We start from the raw sequence: 23,050 nt of genomic DNA, 5'->3' as shown, positions 1-23,050 counted from the left end.
CGGCGACCCGTTATGGACCTCGCAGTACAGCGGACCTGGCAACGGCGACGACCGTGCTGCCGCTGTGGCAACAGCAGCCGATGGTTCTGACTTTTCGGTGGTTACCGGCTATGGCAAAAACGCTGCCGGCAATGACGATATCTACTTGATCAAGTACAAGCCCAACTATGATGCAGCAAGCCAAGTAGTTTGGTCGATTACCCCATTCAACCGCAGCTTCAATGACTACCCGACAAAAACTGCCTTTACTCCAGCAGGCAATATCGTCGTGGTCGGCACCAGCGAGCGGGCCACTGGCGACTCTGACATTTTCATCAGCCTCTATCGTGGCAGCGATGGCGCCGTGATATCCGGTTGGCCCTATATCCATGACTCCGGTTATGGCATCGACGGAATCAACGCCGTGGCAGTGGCGCCTGACAACTCGATCTTTGTGGCAGGCTATGTCAAAAATAGCGGCGGCAACCTTGACATCTATGTCAATAAGTTTAGCCCGACCGGCATTTCGCAGTGGGGCTCGGGCAAAGTTGTCAACGGAGGCGGCAACGGCTATGACGAGGCCAAAGCCATTGCCATTGACCCCAACGATGGAGACATCGTAGTGGCAGCAACCGTTACCTCGATTTCTGGAAGCCAGGATTTCCATCTCCTGCGATATGCAGCAGACGGAACCATGCGCTGGCAAAAGACCCTCGACTTGGTCACCCACGATGAACTGCTCACCGCCATGGCCATGTCGCCTTCCGGAGAGATCTGTCTCGTCGGAGAAACCAACGACAACATTGACACCGACGTAATTGCCGTAAAATACGATCATTTGGGCAACCTGATCGGCTCAACCAAACATGACAGCGGTTTTGATGATTTTGCCACCGCCATCACTATCAACCGTTTAGGGGAATTCTACATCTCAGGGTACTCCTCCACCGGACCACTGGCCACTGATGATTTTGATTTTGTAGCTTTCCGTTTTAACGGTCAGGAACTACAGGCCCCATCACCACTTTCGGTTACCCCTCACAATACATCAGCGGATTTGACCTGGACCGAAAATGACCCTACCGCCAGTGGCTATAAGATATACCGTAAAACTGGCGCCTGTACCGTCGGCAGCACCAGCTTTGACCCGTCGAGCCTGATTCACACATCAAATCAAGGAACAACGACATTCATCGATCACGGCTTGAACATCGGCTCAATTTATTGTTACGGGGTGCAGACCTACCGTCTAGCCACCAGTGAAGTGTCACGGGTCATCGATCGACAAGTTACCACCTCCACTCCAGTGCCACCGAACAACCTGATAGCCACCATTAAAAACACCTCCGAGATCCAACTCTGCTGGCACGACAACAGCGGCTCAGAAGATGGTTTTGCCGTTCAACGCTGCTCGGGCGCCAGCTGTGATTTCTCCCAATTTACCACCCTCTTTGCCCCTGCTGAACTCGATCCTGAAGCCATCGCGACCTGTCTTGTCGACACCTCCGCTTGCGACAGTGGCAATGGCAAGGATTTCCGTTACCGAGTCCAGGCATATAAGATCAATGCCTGGAACAGCGGATTTGACGGCCAAACCGGCACTCTAAGCGTACCCGAATTGATAGCCCCTTCAAATCTGAGCGCAACCCGAGTTGCTGAGGCCAAGGTTGATCTCTTATGGACCGACAACACCGTAGACGAATCAGATTTCATGATTGAGCGCTGCCAAGGGTCAGGCTGCTCCAATTTCGCCGAAATTGGAGCGGTCAGTTCAGTTTTGAGCAACGCCCTGTTCCTGAAAATGGAGGAGGCAGCCTGGAATGGAACGACCGGTCAAATTCTCGACTACTCAGGCAAAGGAAAATCAGCAACTGCTTTTGCCGGGGCCACCACCTCAGCCGATGCCTATAGCGGAAGGAGCGGGTCACTAAACGGATCCAACCAATATCTCACCTCGCCACTGGTAATAGATCAGTCCGCCCAGTCGGCTGGAGTAACGATGATGGCTTGGGTCAAACCAACCTCTACCTCTGGCGGCCAACATTTTCTGTTCTCCACCGAGGATGGCACAGCAGGGGCACTCCGCAACAGCTGGGGCCTTCTCCGCGACGCCGGCACCTGGTCCGTAACCACTGGTGAAGCCGTGCGATCAACCGGCGTAGCGGCTACCAGCGGACAATGGCAACATGTAACCGTAGTCTTTGCCCCCGGCTCAGGAGTTCGTTTTTACAAAAATGGTGTCGAAGTCTTCATCAATTATCTTGCTAGCCATAGCACCAGCGCCAACTTCACTATTGGCCGCCAAGGAATACTCAACCAAAACTTTTTTGACGGTCTAGTTGACGAAATCGCAGTCTACGACCGAGCGCTCAGCGCAATCGAGGTGCAAAAACTTTACACCAGTGGCATCTTCCCCGAAACCACCGGGCAAAAATGGTTTACAGATTCCTCTATCACCGCCAACCTGGAGTATCAGTACCGGATTACATCACGTAAACAAACTGATTGTGGAACTGATCTTTCCTTAGCATCCAACATCATTGCTGTCACCACCACACCTCTTGCGCCGCAACCAGTAACCGCTACCCTGATCAAACCGGGAGTAGTCTCTCTGACGTGGACACCACAAACGACCACCCATACCGGATTCCAAGTGGAACGCTGCAATGGTTCCGGGTGCACAGGCTTTGCCGTCGTCACCAGTTCCCTGGGGGCATCAACTGTCAAATTTACTGACAGCACCGCCTGCTATGGCAGCGACGGGATTATCCGCTATCAAATTAGAGCCCTTGGACCGTGGGGACAATCCCCAGCAAGCAGCGTGGCACAGGTAACGAGCGTGGCAGGTCCTGCCCCAACCGGGCTTGCGATCTCCCAAGCAACAGAGAGCAACGTTAAACTGAGTTGGACCTATGCCAGCGCTACCCGAGATGGTTTCATCATTGAACGTTGCGCTGGAGCCCAAGCAGCCTGTATCGCCAGCAACAATTTCACAGCAATTACCGGTTCGCCCCTTTCCGTCCTTGATCCTGCCATCCAGGCCCTCTGGCGGATGGATGAATCCTCTTGGAACGGAACAGCAAATGAGATGATCGACAGTTCAGGAAAAAACAACCACGGCACAACTAAAAATGGTGTTATTCTTGATTCCCCCGGCGCCAGTAACAGCTATGGCACTGCCAACTTCGACGGGATCAACGATTATATTGACACCAACTTAATCATTAATCAGTCAAATTCCACTCCCGGCGCGACCTTCATGGCCTGGGTCAACCCCACTGAGAACAGTTCCCGCTATAAATATGTATTCAGTACCAATAACGGTGGCTATGACTGGGGATTAAGCCTTTACGGTACAGCCTGGTATGTCGATACCGGTTACAGCACCTATTGGATAGCAAATGCCACATTAAACACCTGGCAGCATATAGCCGTAGTCTTTGACCCGAATGTTGGCGTAATGTTGTATATCAACGGGGTGAAGCAAGGCAACACCGTCACCTCAATGGAATCCGATGTCAGTACCGGACCAGTCACCTTGGGTCGTGATCCGATCACAGGCAACTACTTCACTGGTAAAATAGATGAAGTTGCGGTCTTCTCCAGAGTCTTCAGCGGTACGGAAGTAAGCCAACACTATAACAACACTACCCCTATCCCCATGACCGATGCCAATGGAATCAGCTCTGGCAGCACCTACACCTACCGTGTGTCCTCCTTTATCAACACCGTCTGCGGAGATTGGAGTCCGAGTTCTACTCCTGCATTGGTAACAACAACCACACCGGCCGCACCCGTCGCCCCGGACAATTTTGCTGTAACCCTAAAAAACTCTACAGAGCTTGCCCTGACATGGCGCGCTAACACCTCATCTGAGTCCGGATTCTTGATCGAACGATGCGTAGGTGCCAGCTGTGATTTTTCTACCGTTGACACCTTCCAAACCGGGGCTGGTGTTACATCATACAGTGACACTTCGGTCTGCCAGGGGCTATCCTACCGCTACCGCGTCAAAGCCGTTAATGGAGTTTCAGCCCCATGGATTTGGGAGACCGCATTCACTCCCGCAGTCACCAGAGCAACGACTACAGCAAACGCCGTAACTCTCTCCTTAAATGCCGTCTCCGAATCTGAGATAGGCGTGTCCTGGAACGATGTCAACCAGGATGAAGACTCTTACCAACTGTCAAGGTGCGCGTTCCAATCCGGAGTCACGCTCTGTGATCAACCAGAACAATTTTCGGTGATCGACACCTTCCCCGGCACTGTCAGTGGCGCTCAGCTCCAGTATCGGATGGATGAAGCAGCATGGACTGGCGCTGTTAATGAAGTCCTGGATGTGTCAGGAAACAGCAAACATGGCCGCAGTTATAACGGCGCAACGACCGTGACTGATGGCCGTTTCGGACGGGCCGGCTCCTTCAACGGCACCACCAACTATATCAGCACAGCACTCACCATCAACCAGGCTCAAAATTCACCCGGCGTTACGCTGGAAGCTTGGGTCTATCCGACCAACACCGACAACAATCCCCGCAGCGTTCTTTCCACCGAAAACGGCGGCTACGACTGGGGGGTCATCGTCCAAAACGGCAAATGGTATGTCAATACCGGCCTGAGCCAACAAGACACCGGCCTCACCGTTGACTTGAACACCTGGCAACATATTACCGCAATCTTTAACCCCCAGTCCGGGATCAAATTCTATAAGAATGGGAGTGTTGTTACCATTACTGAAATTGATTACGACTTATCAAGTAACCCCTTCACCATTGGACGTAATGCCAGCACAACATCGCAATCCTACCATTTCCCAGGAAAAATCGATGAAGTTCTGGTCTATGCTCGCCCATTGACCGAAAGCGAAGTGACATCCCACAATAGCTACCAGGAAAGAACCCAGTACTTGTATAGCGACACCTCTGTCCTGCACAGCAAAACCTATTACTACCGGGTAATTGGAATGAAGGCGGCTGGATGCAGCTGGAACAAAGAAACCACGGCCAGTATCTCAACACCCGCTCCGCCTGCGCCAACCAACTTGATCGTCTCCAGCTCCACTTCGACAAGCGCTGCTTTAAGCTGGCAGGACAACAACGGTTCTGAAACCGGGTATGTCGTCAGCCGCTGCGAAGGATCAAACGGCAATTGCGGATCACCTGTGCTAAGTCCTCTCCCACCAAACAGTCAGACCTTTAGTGACGTCACCCTGTGTGCTGGTCAGACCTACACCTACCAGGTTTGGGCCGCAGGATCCTGGGGCCAGACTGCCTATGCCGAGAAAGTACTCACCACAGCCAATCCCCCGGCAACCCCATCAAATCTCAGCGTCAATAGGATTTCTGAAGTAGAGGTCGCGGTGACCTGGAATTTCACCACAGCTGATGAAACCAAAGTCAAGCTTGAGCGCTGCGCTGGTGCGACCTGCGTTAACCTTGATCTGCCTCCGGGAACCACAAGCTACAACGACAATGAACTCCTGCCCAGCACCGAATACTGCTACCGGGTCAGTGCCTATAAAACCGCCTCTTGCGGTTGGGAAACCCTTGCCGCAGGACCGGTCTGTGCCACAACCAGTCTCAATGCCGGAACCCTCACCGCCACCCCGGTTAATACCACAACGGCAGATCTGGCCTGGAGCGACACCACCCATACCGAGACCGCCTCGGTCGCCGAACGATGCGAGGGAGACTTGGCTGCCTGCTGCAACAACGACCCTGCCTCATGTTCCGGCGCCTTTACCTCAGTGGGCGTTGTCGGCATCAATCAAAACACCTTCAGCGACACCAGCGCCTGCGCTGGAAGCGCCTACACCTACCGGGTCAACACTGTAGGCGAGGGCTTAAGCAAGGCTAACGGTGGTTGCTGGACCAAACGGGCGCCACTCACCTTCACCTCCTTCCCCGCTTTTGCCGGAGTAGAAATGACAATTGCCTACCAAAGCGGAATGCAGGCCGATTTTACCGATATCCGTTTCTATGACAACACCGCACACCGGGAATTACAGTATTGGATTAAACAAAAAACCAACTCAACTTCCGCGACAGTTTGGCTGATGACAGGAGCCAACCCAGCCATCTACCTCTATTACGGAAATCCATCGGCCAGTAGTGTCAGCGGCACCGATGCCATATTCACCGAAATCTACGACGAGTTCCAAGGGACAACCATTAACCCATCAAAATGGACTGTAATTAACCCTGCTTCCAATAAGATCTCCCAAAATAATGGCCTGAAGTTTGTTTACAAAAACACGAGCCAGGATGCTGCGGTCTTCTCCTCCAAGACCTTCGAGAGAGCAGCAGGCAATGAACTCTTCATCGATTTTACTGTTGGCGCAGATACCACAATAGCCAATGAATCCATCATGCTGGGATGGGAGGGGAATCAGGTAGCAACCCCAACCTGGAGTGGAAATGCCATACACCTCCTGAATTTAACCAGCAGCGACAATCATTTTATCCAGTATGTGTACGAAAGCCCCTCATCATCGGTGGCCTTCACTAAACTCCTCTACAATGACCTGACCCGCTACCAGATGAAGATCGTTTTAAACGCCAACTCCGGGGCCTCATACTATTTCCGAGGAGGGGAATATCCTGCTTGGCGATTGTTGACCAACACCACCACCGTCCGAGCAAATGACGATTTCATGCGTATCGGCTTTTTTCAAACATCTCACAACCTTACCATCCATCAGGTAACAGTAAAACACGCCTCAGCCCAACGGGGCGCAAACGTCAACTTCGCCGCGGCTGAAGGAAATGGTGTCGCATGTCTGTCCCTCAGTCACACCTGGGTCGGGGTCCCCTCCCTTGCCGCCCAAGCACAGATGAGTCCGGCCGCAGCACCCACTACCTTGACAGCAACTGTAACCACTGGCATAGTGACACTTAACTGGACACCAGGCACCGGCGATGAAACAGAGTTCCGAATCGAGCGTGATTGCGGCAGTGGATTCAGTCAGATTGGAATCTCTTCCGGAGACACAGCATCGTTCCAGGACACCACGATGCCAAATTCCACCTCGTGTTCCTACCAGATCAGGGGACACAAAGAGACCCCCTGTCCATGGACCAGCGCACCCAGCAGCTCGATCCCGGTGCTGGCTCCCCCTGCCGGACCAACAGTGAGCGCCACTGCCGAAAATTCCTTCCAGATCCGGCTTAATTGGAATGATGCTGATGATGAGGAGGGCTATGAGATCGAAACACAAGTCTTTAATGGCACCTGGATGCCAGTAGCCACAGTTCCAGCCAATCAATTAATTCACACCGACAACCATGGTGTAAATCCTGGCACCCAGTATACCTACCGCGTCCGGGCCATACGGTCCAATGGCAACTCGTCCTGGGGTCAGGCTTCGGCCACCACCCCGAACTACACACCAGGGGCTTCAACTTGCCCACTGCCATAAAAAGGCAGGGATACTTGAGGAGCACGATGAGAACATTAACAATATGCGCAGCTGGAATACTTGCCGTGCTCAGCAGCTTGGCGATTGCTGAGGAAAAACCAGAAACGACCGGGAAATTGGGAAAAACCTGTGGCGGCTGCCATGCTCTCCCCCCTGGAACAGGGCCGGAAGATGGAAGATTTAAACCAGGGTCCCATGCCGAACATAAAATGTTCAGCTGTGAAAGCTGCCATACCGTCGGGTTTACCAACATTACCGAAGAACATGTCAATGGCAAGATCAGTCTCAAACCGGAAATTGAGTATCAGTATGGAACCGACGTCCCCTGGCCCAGCATCGGAAGCGGCACCTGCGGAGGATTGGGCCATCCCTATCAGCTCCAGGGGTGCCATGAACAGATGCCGGACGCTAGATGCTTCTGGGTGCCGGGCAAGAAGTGTCAGACGCTGGAAAATCCTTAAGATCTCCATTCTGCTAGAAAATGTTTGACATTTAGTCGTCTCTGCCTTTTAACTGTTAGCCCCGTTACAGTCTGCCTGTGACGGGGCTTTGTCATTTCTGCCTTGAGCGACTATAGTTCTCTCATCAAGCGAGGACAAAACAAAGAGCCAAAAGACGGCCTCTCACCATAATACATGTAATTTAAACTAGTTACACCAACTACTAGCTCTCGATATCTCTATAAAATACGAGAAAAGGTCTCAAACATTCAGCAAGTAATATTCAATGGAGGAACTCATGGAATACTCTCCGGAGGTTAAAGAGATGGTCTGCATCGCCAAGGGACCCAAAAACGGCCCGGCGCCAATTCCCCAAGAAGGCCGTTGGGTCCAAGCCAAAGAGGTCAGCGACATCTCCGGCCTCACCCACGGTGTCGGCTGGTGTGCACCCCAACAGGGAGCCTGCAAATTGACCTTAAACGTCAAGCAGGGCATCATTGAAGAGGCATTGGTGGAAACTGTAGGCTGCACTGGCATGACCCATTCCGCCGCCATGGCCGCTGAGATTCTGTCTGGCAAAACCATCCTTGAGGCCCTAAACACTGACTTGGTATGTGACGCCATTAACGTCGCCATGCGCGAACTCTTCCTGCAGATCGTCTATGGCCGCACCCAGACCGCCTTTTCCGAGGATGGCCTCCCCATCGGTGCTGGACTTGAGGATCTGGGCAAGGGCCTGCGCTCAGTGACCGGCACCATGTACAGCACCAAAGACAAGGGTCCGCGCTATCTGGAGATGGCCGAAGGCTACGTCACCCGTCTCGCCCTTGATGCCAACGATGAGATTATCGGCTACCAGTTTGTCCGTTTAGGACCGATGATGGAGCAGATCGCCAAAGGTGTCGATGCCAATGAAGCCTTAGCCAAGTGTACCGGCGCCTATGGCCGGTTCACCGAGGCTGTCAAAACCATCAATCCCAGACACGAGTAAAAAAAGGAGGACACATCAATGGCCTTATTTGAAGGATACGAGAGACGAATCGCCCAGATCACTGAGGTCTTGGGTAGGAACGGCATCGCCTCGCTTGAGGAAGCGGAAACAATTTGTAAGAGTAAAAGACTGGATGTGGCAAACATAGTCCGCGAGGTGCAGCCCATCTGCTTTGATAATGCCTGCTGGGCATATACGGTTGGAGCGGCGCTGGCGATCAAACGGGGCCAGACCCAGGCGGCATCCATTGCAGAAACCCTGGGGGAGGGACTCCAGGCCTTCTGCATCCCGGGATCTGTCGCCGACGATCGCAAGGTAGGCATAGGCCACGGCAATCTGGCCGCCATGTTGCTACGGGAAGAGACACAATGCTTTGCTTTCGTAGCCGGGCATGAATCTTTTGCCGCCGCGGAAGGGGCCATCGGTCTGGCCCGTTCCGCCAATCGAGCCAGGAAAACCCCACTCAGGGTAATCTTAAACGGTCTGGGCAAGGATGCAGCCCACATCATCTCCAGAATCAACGGCTTTACCCATGTTGCCACCAGTTTCAACTACCAGACAGGAGAGCTGTCGATCGTCAAGGAAACTCCATACTCCAGCGGCGAACGGGCCAAGGTCCACTGCTACGGGGCCGATGATGTCCGCGAGGGGGTCGCGATCAATCACCACGAGGGCGTCGATGTCTCCATCACCGGCAACTCCACCAACCCCACCCGCTTCCAGCATCCGGTCGTAGCGACCTACAAAAAAGAGTGTCAACTGGCGGGTCGCAAATTCTTCTCGGTGGCCTCAGGCGGCGGCACTGGCCGCACCCTGCACCCTGACAACATGGGGGCAGGCCCAGCCTCCTACGGGATGACCGACACCATGGGCCGGATGCACTCCGACGCTCAGTTTGCCGGCTCGTCGTCAGTCCCGGCCCACGTAGAGATGATGGGCCTGATCGGCATGGGCAACAACCCGATGGTCGGCGCCTCAGTCGCAGTCGCCGTGGCTATCGAACAGGCAATGGCTTGAGTCCTATATCTACTGGCTTAGTCCGTTACCCGTAAACAATCTCGCCCTCATCCCCGGCTTACCCCAAACAGGCCAGGGTAGAGGGCTTTCTCCTCCTGTGCCCATGTCCTCCCACCTTATCGACGACGAAGTCCTGATCATAGCCGACGGCGGCGAGATGCCGGAAGTAACCTACCACAACTGCCTCTATTTCCTTGAGGCTGACCCGGAAGGTCCACAAATTACCATAAACACCGACTCCCTGCTCCGCCTGAAGCGGGCGGTAATCGAGGGCTACCGCAAAATCATCCTCCGCGACCTGACCCTGGACAATCGGGACAAAGGGCTCTACCGAGGGTTGGCCCGCACTATGGTTAACTGGCAGCGCTTGACCAGTTTCTGCCAAAGAGAGGGATTTGACACCTCATCCCTGGCAACAGAGGTCAGGACCATTCTCCACCATTTTTTGACGGTAGAGCATAGCGAAGTCTTGACCCGGTCACGGCAGACCTGCATCAACTGCACACTCACAGAGCTCATAAACTTCTTCGAGCAGGTTGATCTGGATCCATCGCAGCTGCCAAGCGACTGGGAAATGCTCCTCTGTCTGCACTGATCACCTATCGGGACATACTCTCTTTACTTGTTGAGGCAATTTCTGAAGAGTCTCTTTCTCCATGCCTCTCTGCCCTGCTCAAGAATAGAGGTGTCTTGATATGAATATCGCGCTGCGGATACGGAATTTCGATACCCTGCTCATGGAAGAGGTCCCAGATCCGTACCAGCACCGCACTAATCGCCGGGGCAAGACCATTCTCCGGATCATTAATCCAAAACCTGACATCCAAGTCCACGGAACTATCACCAAACCCGGTCATCAAACATATCGGCTTAGGGTCGTCCAATACCCGGGGAGTATAAACTGCCGCCTCGACACAGAGCTTCATCGCAAGCTTGACATCGGACTGATAATGAACCCCGACCGGCACATTAAGCCGCACCCGATTATTACTGAAGGTCCAATTCTCAACTCGCTGCACAATAAGGTCTTCGTTGGGGATGAGGTGCTCAACTCCACTCCTGGTCTCAATCGATACATACCGGGCGTTTAAGGACTTGACAAAACCGTAAGTATTGCCAACCGAGATAACATCGCCCGGCTTGATGGACTTATCGAGCAGCAGCATGATGCCGCTGGTAAAATTAGCCACTGCCTTCTGCAGACCGAGACCGATACCGACACCAATGGCGCCACCAAAAACCGCAAAGGCGGTGAGATCAATGCCCACCGCCGACAGAGATGTCAATACCGCGGTCATGACCAAAGCAATTTTAATCAGCTTGGTAGAGAGGACCTTGATCGACGGGCTCAAGAACTGGTTCCCTGTCATCTTCCGCTCGATAAAGGTGGTTACCAGAGCGGCCAGCCAGATAAGGAGCGCAAACAGAAGAATACCTTGCAGGATCGCCAGCAAGGAAAGAGGGTGCTTGCCGATATTGAAAGAGACCTTGGACAGCAGAGACAGCGTCTTGTCCAATAGATTCAGAATATTCAGAGCGGCAATTACCCAGGCGGTAAAGGCGATGCTCTTGGCAAGAAGAGGATTTTTAAACAGGATGCCAGCTGGCCTGATCACCAACCACGCAGAGAGAAGGCTCATGGCGATGGTCATAATGTGGTTTGGCAGACCTGCCGCCCGGGAAATCATCACCACCAGCCAGAGGAAAACCAACCACACCGCCGGCAGGATGAGCTTGACCACGACCCGACCGATAGTACCCGGGGTGATCGCCTTACCTCGGCGCGCACACCACTCCTCGTACGCCCTTTCAACCTTAGGCGCCAGGAGCCGAGCCGCCATGAACAGTAGAATAATAGCCGCCAGTTGCACAAAATTGATGGGTACCAGGATGTGGGTGCTAACACTCTCCCGCATCAACTCTAGGGTGTCTTCCACCAGTTGCTGAATGTTGATTGGCTGCATAGCCATCACCTCCTGCGAATCAACTCAATCATCCCCGTAGTGGAACAATCCGCCACCATGGGGATGGTGGTCACCGTGCCGCCATGGGCTATAACCTCGGTGGCCCCAACGATTTTTTCCACCGGCCAGTCCGCTCCCTTGACCAGGACATCTGGCAGAAGTTCGGTAATCAGGCGCAAGGGGGTCTCCTCCCCGAAGATTACTACATAATCGACACACCCTAGGGCCGCCAGCACCCGGGCCCGACTTTCCTCCCGATTGACCGGCCGCTCCGGGCCCTTAATCGCGCGAATGGAGTCATCGCTGTTAAGTCCCACCACCAGACAATCTCCCTGCCGCCGCGCCGCCTCCAAATAAGTAACATGCCCCTGATGAAGGATATCGAAGCAGCCGTTAGTAAAAACAACCCGTTTGCCAATAGACTGAAGCTGTGCCAACTCCTGTTGCACTGCTGGCAGAGTCATGACCTTATCCTGATCATAATGACGATAGGGGGATTCCCTAACCGTGCAGAACTTCTGCCTGACCTCGGCAATGGCCTGGGGCTCAAGACGAACTAATCCACACTCTTCATCACCACCCGCCTCGGCAAGAAGCCGGCCAGAGGGATCAATAATTACAGAACCGCCACCAAAGCTGGTATCTCCGGTCATACCGCATCGGTTACTGGCCACCACAAAGGCCTGATTCTCGATGGCTCGGGCCTTAAGCAAAGTGCGCCAATGTTCCTGGCGCACCGAAGGCCACTGGGCAGAAACCACAATCAACCCGGCACCAAGTCCGACTTGTCGGCGCGCCAGATCAGGAAATCGCAAATCATAACAGATAAGGCAAGCAACAAGGCCCAATTCTGTCATAACCGGCTGCGGGGCATCACCAGGCGTGAAATGCAGGTCCTCTGCCATAGGGCTGAAAAGCTGCTGCTTGCGGTATGAACCTTGGATTCCCTGCGAACCAACAAGAAAGAGTGTATTATAGCATAGCTGCGCCACACGGTCATACTCAGGGAGAGATCCAGCGATCACACACTGATATCGTGCCGCCTCGTCCTGGAGGGCGGCCACCATGTCGGGGATGACCTCCGCAAGTTCTGCCAGACGATCATACGCAAACCCTGTGGCCCACAATTCAGGCAACACGATCAGACTGCCGGGACCGGGATTCAACCCATCAAGCAACCTCCGGACAGAGGCCAGGTTATCCTGATAGGCCCCGGCAATAACATCAAACTGGACAAACCCGGCATAAGCCGGCATCAGTAACTGGTGCATAGGTAGATTATCCCATTGAAAAACGGTAACGGCTTGGGGTATAAAGGGCGGAAGGTTGATGGTATTAACAATAAATTAATACTCGATTTACGCGATTTTTTCTCTTTTTGATAGTCCTTTCTGGAGTTCCGCCTATGCAACGCACCGTCCATTTTCTGCCCGACAATATCATCATTGAGGCCACGGCCGGCGAGAATCTTCTCGACGTGGCAGCCCGTGGCGGCGTCTACGTGCCAGCTACCTGCGGCGGTGACGGGGTCTGCGGTAAGTGCAAAGTCAAGGTGGTAACTGGCGAGGTTCAGCGAACTCAGCACTCCCTCCTCTCCGAGCAGGAACGTACCGAAGGTTATTCCCTGGCGTGCAAGACCACCATCGTTTCCGACCTGACAGTAGAGATTCCGGCCAAAACCACGGCCACCGGGCGAGATCTGAAACGAAAACCAAAGACCACCAGGGCGATCCCTGCCCGTTCCTTGGATTCCTTGGTCGGCACCTGGGATATTGACCCGCCGGTAGAGAAGCGGTTCCTCACTATTGACCCACCCACCATCGAGGACAATGTCCCGGACTTGCAACGCCTGATGCGGGCGATTAAAAAAGGCTGCTTCGAGTGCGCAGAGCCGACCTACGACCACCCGGCACTGCTGCACGATCTGCCCTTTATCCTCCGCCAGTCCAATTGGCAAGTCACGGTAATCCTCCTCCGGGGCAAGCGTGCGGAAGAGCCGGACCGGATCATCGCCATTGAGCCGGGGAACACCACCAGCAGGTTCTACGGCATGGCGGTAGACATCGGCACCACCACCATCGGCGGGGTCCTCATCGATCTCAACACCGGCAAGGTCATTGCCGAGGCCTCTGCCTATAACGGTCAGATCAGCCACGGCGAGGACGTCATTTCCCGAATCATCTACTCCCAACGGCCTGGAGGCTTAAAATCCCTCCAAGAAAAAGTAGTTGCCTCGATCAACAAGATCATTGCCACTATCTGTGCCAACGCATCGATCATTGCCTCAGACATCACCTACATCATGGCAGCAGGAAACACCATCATGAGTCACCTGCTGCTCGGCTTGAACCCAAAATTCATCCGCGAAGCACCCTATGTACCGATCTGCAACCAGATGCCCCTGACCCGTGCCGCAGCACTCGGCATCGACGCTCACCCATCCATGCGTCTCTTCCTCTATGCCTCGGTGGCCAGTTACGTCGGCGGCGACATCGTCTCAGGGGTCCATGCATGTCAAATGTACAAAAATCCAGCCCTAACCCTATTCATCGATATCGGCACCAACGGTGAAATTGTGGTCGGCAACGACGACTGGATGATCTGCGCCGCCTGCTCTGCCGGTCCCGCCTTTGAAGGAGGGGGGATCAAATACGGAATGCGGGCTTCATCCGGGGCCATCGACAATTTCCACATCGACGCTGAAACCCTGGAGCCGATGATCATCACTATCGACCACGTTAAGCCTAAAGGCATCTGCGGCTCCGGCCTGATCAGTATTGTGGCCGAATTGCTCGAAGCAGGGGTTATTGACCAGCAGGGGAAATTCGACCGCAACCGTAAGCACCCACGAATCCGTGAGGGCGCCGATGGCTACGAATTCGTGCTGGCGTGGGCTCAGGATACCATGATGGGCGAGGATCTGATGATCACCGAGGTCGACCTCGACAACCTGATCCGAGCTAAGGGAGCCATGTTCGCCGGCTACGTAACCCTTTTGGAATCTGTTGGCATGACTTTCACCGACCTGGAGCGGGTAGTTCTCGCCGGGAATTTCGGGGCCTATATCGATCTGGAACGGGCCATTTCTATCGGACTGCTGCCGGATATTGACCGGGATAAGTTCTTCTACCTCGGCAATGCCTCACTACTCGGAGCCCAGATCAGCCTGACCGACCATAAACGCTTCCGCGAACGTACCATGGTCAGCAGCCTGATGACCAACATGGAACTTTCCGAGAACCCCCAGTTTATGGACCATTATATGGCCTCCCTGTTCCTGCCCCACACCAACATGGAGATTTTCCCCACAGTCAGTAAACGACTGGCCGAACTCCAGTAGACCCTTAATGGAAATCGAGCCGGACCTCTCCATCTGCACGGTAGCAGGAAAAAACTCTCAAACCCTGCTCCGGCTGTTACGCTCAATAGAGGATACAGCCGACCCAGTCTCCTTCGAGATCGTGGTGGCTGAGATCGAACCAGAGAACGCAACAGGGCTTGCCGATGAGGTTTCAGGACTCCTGGTGATCCATACCAACGGACTCACCAGGATTGCCGCCCTCAATCAGGCAATCCGCCACGCACAGGGGAGATACCTGGCCTTGCTCGACCCGGACGTGGTGATCCTACCCGGATGCCTCAAACAGCTGATCGACTTCATGGATGACACCCCGGACGCCGGCTTGGCCGCACCAAGAATCCTCAACGCATACGGGAAAAACGAACCCTCGGTCAAAAACTTTCCCGGCATCATCACCACCATTTTTGGCTCTTTCGGTAGCAACAACTGCGTAACTCCCACAACAACCTCTGAAGTGGACTGGTCAACCGGCGGATTTCATCTCCTCCGGCGGGAGTGCCTCGCTGATATCGGGCTCTTAGACGAGACTTTATCAGTCTGCGCCGAACTCGACCTCTATCAACAGGCGCGACACCATGGTTGGCACAGCAGCTATGTGGTCGAGGCAGTGACAGTGCACGCCAATCCGACCCGCTATCAAACCCCGTGGTCGCCGGGGATTGGAGAACGACTCCGCTACCTGAAAAAACAGTGGCTGTCATGAGCCTCTGGCTATTTGATTTGACAACACGCGACAATAACGCTATTTTGGCCGCTTAGGTTATCGGTTTACGGTTTACGGTTAACAGATATCAGCCATTTGTAGAAATTACTAACCGCTAACTGACAACCGTAAACCGATAACCTGAGCAGTTACTTTTATTGTGTAATCGTTCACCAGAAGCGTTGAACGTGCGGATTTCACCGGACTGTAAACGTTTACCGGGTGCCCCAGATGCGCGAAAGCGGTCTGCGAAGTGTGCTAGTTGCACATGAGCAGGCCACTGACAAAGTAGATGGGGTGCCCGGTGAACGCTTACTTTATTGTTACAGAATCCAGGGTGTTACAGTTCTGGATGAACATATTTACCTTATTGCAACTGACAAACATGGAGGAAAAAATGGTACAGATCAAACCGATCGCAGAAAGCATCAATATCATGGGAAAACGCAGCGGCACGGCAATGAAAGCTCGTGAAGCCGGTCCGGTTCAGGAAATGGCAAGAGAAGAGGCCCAAGCCGGGGCAGCCTTCTTGGACTTGAACATCGGCCCCGCACGCAAAGACGGGATTGAACTGATGCCATGGATAGTTGAGACCGTACAATCAATTGTTGACACCCCTCTCTGTCTCGACACCACCAACACCGACGCCATGGCTGCCGGCTTCAAGGTGGTCAAAAACAAGACCGGCGCTCTAATGAACTCAATCTCCGCACAACCGGAGCGCATGGAAAAATTGATCCCGGTAGCCGCTGAAGCTGGCTGTAACGTGGTCGCCCTGCTCTGGGGACCGGACGGAATGCCCCGCGACTCCAATGAGCGTGCCGCCATGGCCGTAGACCTGATGATGGCCTTGGCTGAGGCCGGCATCCCCAACGAGAAGATGTTCTTTGACCCGATCGCTACCCCGATCACCTTGGGTGTCGACCAGATCAACTCCGGTCTTGAATTTATGGCCATGGTTCAGGACATCGCACCGGGCGCCAGTTCAACCATTGGTTTATCCAACGTCTCCAACGGCGTATCCGAGCACCTGCGTAAGTACCTCGATCGGACCTACCTGATCATGCTAATGAAGAATGGCCTCCAGACCGCCATTGTCAACTCCTACGACCCTGAACTGATGGCTATTGCCACCGGTCAGCGCCAGAACCTGGTTGACCTGATTTTCGGCATGATCGACGGCAATGACCCTGATCCGACCAAATTGTCTCCGCTCGAACTGGAGCACTACAAGACCTACAACGTTCTGTCCGGTAAATCGGTATTTTCCGAGTCATGGCTAACGCTTTAATATAAAAACAGAAGAGAGAGGTCACTGCTCATGAGCCAGATTGACCGGAACATCAACTTCCGCTGAAATCTTTCTCCTGAAATTCTGACACGTTCGTCATCGTTTGCATTCAATGCCTAAAGGTACTTCTGCCTTTAGGCATTTTCTGCTTGTAAGGAACCCCGCGTAACACTATGGCCGATATCCCGTCACACCACTTCATCTACGGACATCTCAAGGATTTTCTGACCGGGGAATCGCTGGTTGACACCGACGACGAACGCTACCGTCAAAAAATTGCCCGGATTCTACTTGAAGAGCGGGGGTTCCATCGCCATGAGCTTGAACCACGCCTGAAGATCGAAACCCTCTTTGCCAATAATTTCGTAGTCAGCGCTATTGAACTCGTGGCTTCCATCTCCAACAAACGGCTGATGGTGATCCGCTACGGTCCCGGCTCCCTCGTCACCAGAGAGCGTCCAGCCCTGGCCGCAGCCCGGGTTCTCACCCCTGGATACGTCATCCCATTCACAATAGTAACCAACGGTGAGGATGCGGAACTCCTTGACACCTGGACCGGAAAGGTGTTAGCCATCGGCCTCTCAGCGATCCCCTCCCGTGAACAGGCCAAAATCCTCTGTGCAAAAGCACGGTTCGAGCCCTTGCCAGAAGGCCCACAACGTCAGATGGAGCTCCGAATACTCAACGCCTACGACCAGGAAGTCTGCTGCGTCGGCGGCCCCTGCGCCCTGCCCCACGCCCCCGAGGGGTAAAGCTTATACCAGAACTATCTCTCTCCCGAGCCTTAAAGCCGGGTCCTATCCATTATCACGGTGGAGTATGTCATGATCGAAAATACATCAAATTGGACAAAATCGAGCTGGCGGAATTTTCCCGCCCTGCAGCAACCCAACTGGCCAGACCAGCAGAAACTAGCGTCCGCCCTCCATACCATCGAAAAACTCCCACCGCTGGTCTTCGCCGGTGAAATCAGGACACTTAAAGGGATGCTGGCCAAGGCCGCCGCTGGCGAAGCCTTTCTGTTGCAAGGCGGCGACTGCTCCGAAGATTTCGCCAACTGCACCGCCCCCGGCATCCGCGAAAACTTAAAAGTCATCCTGCAGATGGCAGTGGTCCTTTCCTACGCCGGCGCCAAGCCGGTGATTAAAATGGGCCGCATGGCCGGACAGTATGCCAAACCGCGTTCCGCCGACACCGAAAAGGTTAATGGGATCGAGATCCCCAGCTACCGAGGCGATATGGTCAACAGCCCGGAGCCGACACTCGAGGCTCGAATTCCGGACCCGGAACGGATGGTCAAGGGCTATTACCTGGCCGCCGCCACCATGAACATCCTTCGGGCCTTCACCCGCGGAGGCTATGCCGGCCTGCACCGGGTCAACGCCTGGAATAACGAATTCGTCAAGACCTCACCCATGGGGCGCTCCTACGAACGGCTGGCCAAACACATCGACAACGCCTTGAAGTTCATGGAAGTCATCGGCCTTGACACTGACAACCCAATCATCAACGAGGCCAGCTTCTTCACCTCCCACGAGGCCCTGCTCTTAGGCTACGAGGAGTCCCTGACCCGTCAGGACTCAACCACCGGCCTGTGGTACGACTGTAGCGCCCATATGCTGTGGATCGGCGACCGCACCCGGCAACTTGACGGCGCCCACATCGAATTCCTGTCCGGCGTTGGCAACCCGTTGGGGCTCAAGATCGGACCCAAACACGACCTGGACGAACTCAAGCGGATCATCGACAAACTGAACCCCAATAACGAAACTGGACGGCTGACCCTGATTACCCGTTTCGGGGCGTCAAAGGTTGAGCTGTACCTGCCCCAGCTCCTGCGCGAGATGAAGAAGGAAGGGTACAGTCTGGTCTGGAGCTGCGACCCCATGCATGGCAACACCTATACTGCTGAGACCGGACACAAGACCAGAAATTTCAACGAGATACTCCAAGAAATTCAGAGCTTTTTCGAAATGCACTGGGCCGAAGGAACAGTCCCTGGCGGCATCCACTTCGAACTCACCGGAGACAACGTCACCGAATGCACCGGCGGCGGTCGCAATATCCTCGACCACAACCTGGCCGAGAGATACCTCACCAACTGCGACCCACGCTTAAACGCCGAGCAAAGTCTGGAGCTTGCCTTCCAGATCGCAGAGATGCTGAGAAATTAAACTGCCCTGGTTGTCGGTCTGCGGTGGTCAGTTAACGGTTAGTGCTTTCTACAAATAGCTGATAACCGTAAACCGGGAACTGATCACCGTCAACTTCGGTAGTTACAGTTTGTATTTGGTAATTCCGTAACCAACATCTCGGCCAGAGTCATCTTAATCCGGGGCAAAGAACGACCACGAAGAAACTCTTGTTCAAGACCGACCATTGTTTTAAAGAATCGAGTACGGTCCATAGTGGTGACATTGGTCAGATCTTTAGTGAGTTCCTGACAGCGGAAGCACCCAGGGAACTGATGTTGCTGGCCATTGGGACTGGTCATACTGGCAGGGACCCCGTGCAGTCGGCAGATCATCAGCCGCTGATGATAGAGCCCGCACAGGCCGTCGTCATTGATCGGACACATGACTTGGGGCCGTTCTCCTTTGATCAGGGCCTTCTGATAGCTGGCAATCGCGGACCTGGACCTGCGCTGGTATTCCGCTTGACGATCGGCAGGCAGGGCATCAAACCCCTGCCGGAGGTAGGCCCACTCGATATAGGTGTGGTGCTGAAAATAGCTATCACAGCAGTTGTCCGGACACCCCTTGCAGGAAAAATCAAGGAGCGTCGAGACTTGGGAATAGGCCTGTTCCATCTCCGCGTAAAGAGTGGCAAGTCGGGGCATAATTTCCATAACTGATAAAACCTCACATATAAATTTAGTGGTAAACGGATGAACGGTAAGACCTCGGAACTCGAAAGCGCTGAGCGAATAAAATCGCTCAAGAACATCACCACTGTGGTGTATGCCCTGCAGGCGGCCTCTTTTCTGTTTGGTGTCACTGCGCTGGTGGCAATCATCATTAACTATGTCAAAAAAGACGACATTGCCGGAACCTGGCTCGAATCACATTTCCGTTGGCAGATCCGAACCTTCTGGTTCGGGCTGATCTGGGGCAGTCTCGGAGTGCTTACGTTACTGGTCATCATCGGCTATCCCATCCTGATCGCCGACGGGGTCTGGATTATCTACCGAATCGTCAAAGGCTGGCTGTACCTGATCGACGGCAAGCCGATGTATAATCCATCATCTGTGCGTTGTTACCCCAAGTGAGCTTTGTTGTCCAAACTTTTTATACACACACCATCCCTGGATAGAATGCTATGACCACGATCCCCTGTTTCAAGGCCTACGATATCCGAGGCCGGGTTCCGGACCAACTGAACGAAGATCTTGCCTATTGGATCGGTCAGGCCTATGCCACGCGCTTCGCCCCCAAGACCATGGCTGTGGGCCATGACATACGCCTCTCCGGCCCAGCTTTAACCGAGGCCCTGGCCGATGGGCTGATGACCGCCGGTGTCGATGTAGTCGATATCGGTCAGTGCGGCACCGAAGAAATCTACTTCGCTGCCGCTCATCTCGACGTTGACGGCGGCATCATTGTCACCGCCAGCCACAACCCGGCCGAGTATAACGGCATGAAGCTGGTGCGTCAGGGGGCACGACCGGTCAGCGGCGATTCCGGGCTAAGAGACATTGAACAACTAGCCGCGGCGAAAGAACCTGTTCGCGCCAAGATCAGAGGCCAGCGCCGGGAGATGAACTCTCGACCGGCCTATATCGAGCACCTGCTGAGCTACATTAATCCTGCCATCCTCAAACCCTTGACACTTGTTGTCAACGCTGGCAACGGCTGTGCCGGACCGGTGATTGATGCCCTGGAATCAAGACTCCCCTTTCGCTTCATCAAAGTGCATCATCAGCCTGACGGTCACTTCCCCAACGGAGTACCCAACCCCCTGCTCCCAGAGAACCGGGATGAGACCACCAGCGCAGTTCGAGAACACAAAGCTGATCTCGGCATCGCCTGGGACGGGGACTTTGACCGCTGCTTCCTCTTCGACGAGCAGGGCAACTTCGTGGAAGGGTATTACATGGTCGGTCTCCTGGCCCAAGCCATGCTCACCAGGACGCCGGGCGCCAAGATCATCCACGATCCACGACTAACCTGGAACACAGTAGAGCTGGTGAGTCAGGCTGGGGGAATCCCAGTGATGAGCAAGACCGGCCACGCCTTTATCAAGGAGCGGATGAGGGCAGAGGACGCAGCCTACGGCGGCGAAATGAGCGCACACCACTATTTTAAAGACTTTGCCTACTGCGATTCAGGCATGATCCCCTGGCTCCTGGTGACCCAGATCCTCTCCCATACAGGCAAGCCTCTATCTGCCCTGGTAGCAGACCGAATGGCGGCCTTCCCGGTGTCCGGTGAAATCAACTCTACGGTTGACAATCCAGCTGCGGTTATCGCTCGCGTGAAAGATCGGTTCGCGCAGGGAGGCGCCTTGGACTATACTGATGGATTAAGCGTAGAATTCACCGACTACCGTTTTAACTTACGGATGTCGAACACCGAGCCGGTGATCCGCTTAAACGTTGAAAGCCGGGGCAACTGGCAGTTGATGGAGGAGAAGACGGCAGCAATCTTGGCAGAGATTCGACAATAGAGATTCCAAGATTCTAATCTTGATAATCTCGCAAAAAATCACGGGATGGCTAAGCAAAAGGGCCGATATACAGGTAAGCGATCGAAGAGAGACTCCGAGGCGCAGGTTTTTTTTGTGAATGAGGCCACACATGATGGTGTGCCGAATGAGCAAAAATATGCTGCAACGCAGTAGATCGGACTTTTTGCGCCGCCATCAATCTTGATCAGCAGCAAAGAATCCCCCTATATAAGGGTGACAACAATCAATAGGCAACACGAGGCAAACTGCCATGCCCCCCCTGGTCGCAGATATCTTCCACTCTCTGAAGGAACTTTGCTTCCCGGCGGTCTGCCTCATCTGCCGGACAGGACTCCCCGCCTTCACCGAGATTCATCTCTGCCCAGACTGTTTGAAAAAAATTACGCTAATTCAACCACCGCTCTGCCTTTGCTGCGGGGTGGAGTTCACAGCATACGGTGACAACCATCTGTGCGGCGCCTGCCTGACCAAACCACCACATTTCAGTCGGGCACGGGCAATTTTCCGTTACGACGATGCCAGTTCCACCCTGATCCATGGCTTTAAATACGGCGGTCGGACCGTGGGAGGGCAGAGCTTCCGCGCCCTGTCAATCTACGCCAAAACAATGACAGATCTGGACACTCCAGAACTGATTGTCCCGGTGCCGTTACACCCTCGCCGACTTAAAGAACGGGGCTTTAATCAAGCATTAGTCCTGGCGCACATTCTCTTCCCAGATCAGAAAAAGGCTATCTTCGCAGACCTCTTGACACGAACACGCTGGACGGAACCTCAAGTCGCCTTGAGTGGTCATGAGCGCCGACAGAATCTGGGCGGGGCTTTTTCCATAAAACAGGCTAACCTTATTGACGGTCGCCGGATCTTATTGGTGGATGATGTTTTAACCACTGGAACAACACTCAATGAGTGTGCTAAGATGCTTAAGATCCATGGTGCGATCCAAGTCGAAGCCGTAACTCTGGCCCGGGTTGGCTACTGAAAGTGGATTAAGTAAAAATTGATGGCGTCGCAAAAAGTCCGATCTACTGCGTCCCCGTCCAACACCAGTGGGGATTGAACTGAATTGCGTGGCGGTTTTGCTCGTTCGGCATACCATATGTATGGCCTCACACACAGGTAAGCGAACGGAGTGAGACTCCGAAACACACCCCGCGCCTCGGAGTCTCTCTTCGATCGCTTACCTGTATATCGCACCTTT

16 protein-coding genes are annotated in these 23,050 nt (G+C 54.0%); 13 read left to right on the top strand and 3 right to left on the bottom strand.

Annotated features, from left to right (window positions below; genetic code table 11):
• The 5 genes from FP815_00080 to FP815_00060 all read left to right on the top strand — a co-directional run.
• On the top strand, window positions 1–7,396 hold a 7,396-nt coding region (locus tag FP815_00080), incomplete at its 5' end, for a DUF2341 domain-containing protein (protein MBA3013338.1).
• Between the two features lie 26 nt (window positions 7,397–7,422).
• Window positions 7,423–7,857 carry a hypothetical protein gene (locus tag FP815_00075; protein ID MBA3013337.1) on the top strand — a complete coding sequence of 145 codons (435 nt, stop codon included), beginning with the start codon at window positions 7,423–7,425 and terminating at the stop codon, window positions 7,855–7,857.
• 277 nt (window positions 7,858–8,134) lie between these two features.
• Window positions 8,135–8,827, top strand: coding sequence for a hypothetical protein (locus tag FP815_00070; GenBank protein MBA3013336.1), 693 nt, complete (start codon window positions 8,135–8,137; stop codon window positions 8,825–8,827).
• An 18-nt stretch (window positions 8,828–8,845) separates the two neighbouring features.
• Window positions 8,846–9,844 carry a GGGtGRT protein gene (locus FP815_00065; protein ID MBA3013335.1) on the top strand — a complete coding sequence of 333 codons (999 nt, stop codon included), beginning with the start codon at window positions 8,846–8,848 and terminating at the stop codon, window positions 9,842–9,844.
• Window positions 9,845–9,941: 97 nt separating this feature from the next.
• Window positions 9,942–10,439, top strand: coding sequence for a hypothetical protein (locus FP815_00060; GenBank protein MBA3013334.1), 498 nt, complete (start codon window positions 9,942–9,944; stop codon window positions 10,437–10,439).
• A gap of 4 nt (window positions 10,440–10,443) precedes the next feature.
• On the opposite strand, the gene FP815_00055 is transcribed toward FP815_00060, so the two are convergent.
• Together FP815_00055 and rfaE2 are read right to left on the bottom strand one after the other, a co-directional pair.
• The gene (locus FP815_00055; GenBank protein ID MBA3013333.1) at window positions 10,444–11,814 is read right to left on the bottom strand and encodes a mechanosensitive ion channel; all 1,371 of its coding nucleotides are present in this window, start codon (window positions 11,812–11,814) and stop codon (window positions 10,444–10,446) included.
• Window positions 11,814–13,079 carry a D-glycero-beta-D-manno-heptose 1-phosphate adenylyltransferase gene (gene rfaE2 / locus FP815_00050; protein ID MBA3013332.1) on the bottom strand — a complete coding sequence of 422 codons (1,266 nt, stop codon included), beginning with the start codon at window positions 13,077–13,079 and terminating at the stop codon, window positions 11,814–11,816. The genes FP815_00055 and rfaE2 overlap by 1 nt, the downstream gene beginning before the upstream one ends.
• A gap of 134 nt (window positions 13,080–13,213) precedes the next feature.
• Here rfaE2 and FP815_00045 point away from each other — a divergent pair, with 134 nt between their 5' ends.
• The 5 genes from FP815_00045 (at window position 13,214) to FP815_00025 (ending at window position 19,337) form a co-directional block, all read left to right on the top strand.
• On the top strand, window positions 13,214–15,148 hold the full coding sequence (locus FP815_00045; protein ID MBA3013331.1) for a DUF4445 domain-containing protein: 1,935 nt from the start codon (window positions 13,214–13,216) through the stop codon (window positions 15,146–15,148).
• A 7-nt stretch (window positions 15,149–15,155) separates the two neighbouring features.
• Window positions 15,156–15,872, top strand: a complete 717-nt coding sequence (locus tag FP815_00040) for a glycosyltransferase (GenBank protein ID MBA3013330.1) — start codon at window positions 15,156–15,158, stop codon at window positions 15,870–15,872.
• Window positions 15,873–16,269: 397 nt separating this feature from the next.
• A complete protein-coding gene (locus tag FP815_00035; protein ID MBA3013329.1) occupies window positions 16,270–17,163 on the top strand; it encodes a dihydropteroate synthase in 894 nt (297 codons plus the stop codon).
• A gap of 173 nt (window positions 17,164–17,336) precedes the next feature.
• Window positions 17,337–17,915: a type I restriction enzyme HsdR N-terminal domain-containing protein gene (locus tag FP815_00030; protein ID MBA3013328.1), complete on the top strand. Its 579-nt coding sequence runs from the start codon at window positions 17,337–17,339 to the stop codon at window positions 17,913–17,915.
• Between the two features lie 75 nt (window positions 17,916–17,990).
• A complete protein-coding gene (locus FP815_00025) occupies window positions 17,991–19,337 on the top strand; it encodes a 3-deoxy-7-phosphoheptulonate synthase class II (GenBank protein ID MBA3013327.1) in 1,347 nt (448 codons plus the stop codon).
• 89 nt (window positions 19,338–19,426) lie between these two features.
• Here FP815_00025 and FP815_00020 read toward each other — a convergent pair whose 3' ends face one another.
• On the bottom strand, window positions 19,427–20,011 hold the full coding sequence (locus tag FP815_00020) for a hypothetical protein (GenBank protein ID MBA3013326.1): 585 nt from the start codon (window positions 20,009–20,011) through the stop codon (window positions 19,427–19,429).
• Window positions 20,012–20,050: 39 nt separating this feature from the next.
• On the opposite strand from FP815_00020, the gene FP815_00015 reads away from it, so the two are divergent.
• The 3 genes from FP815_00015 to FP815_00005 all read left to right on the top strand — a co-directional run bounded on the left by FP815_00015 (window position 20,051) and on the right by FP815_00005 (window position 22,831).
• Entirely contained in the window at window positions 20,051–20,431 is a 381-nt protein-coding gene (locus tag FP815_00015; protein MBA3013325.1) for a hypothetical protein, read from the top strand.
• Between the two features lie 50 nt (window positions 20,432–20,481).
• Window positions 20,482–21,828 (top strand): phosphomannomutase, encoded by a 1,347-nt coding sequence (locus FP815_00010; protein ID MBA3013324.1) that lies wholly within the window; start codon window positions 20,482–20,484, stop codon window positions 21,826–21,828.
• Between the two features lie 271 nt (window positions 21,829–22,099).
• The gene (locus FP815_00005; protein MBA3013323.1) at window positions 22,100–22,831 is read left to right on the top strand and encodes a ComF family protein; all 732 of its coding nucleotides are present in this window, start codon (window positions 22,100–22,102) and stop codon (window positions 22,829–22,831) included.
• Window positions 22,832–23,050: the final 219 nt, after the last annotated feature.

It is taken from the genome of Desulfobulbaceae bacterium (assembly GCA_013792005.1).
In the GTDB taxonomy this organism is placed as follows: Bacteria; Desulfobacterota; Desulfobulbia; order Desulfobulbales; family VMSU01; genus VMSU01.
This window is presented reverse-complemented; position numbering and strand designations above follow the sequence as displayed.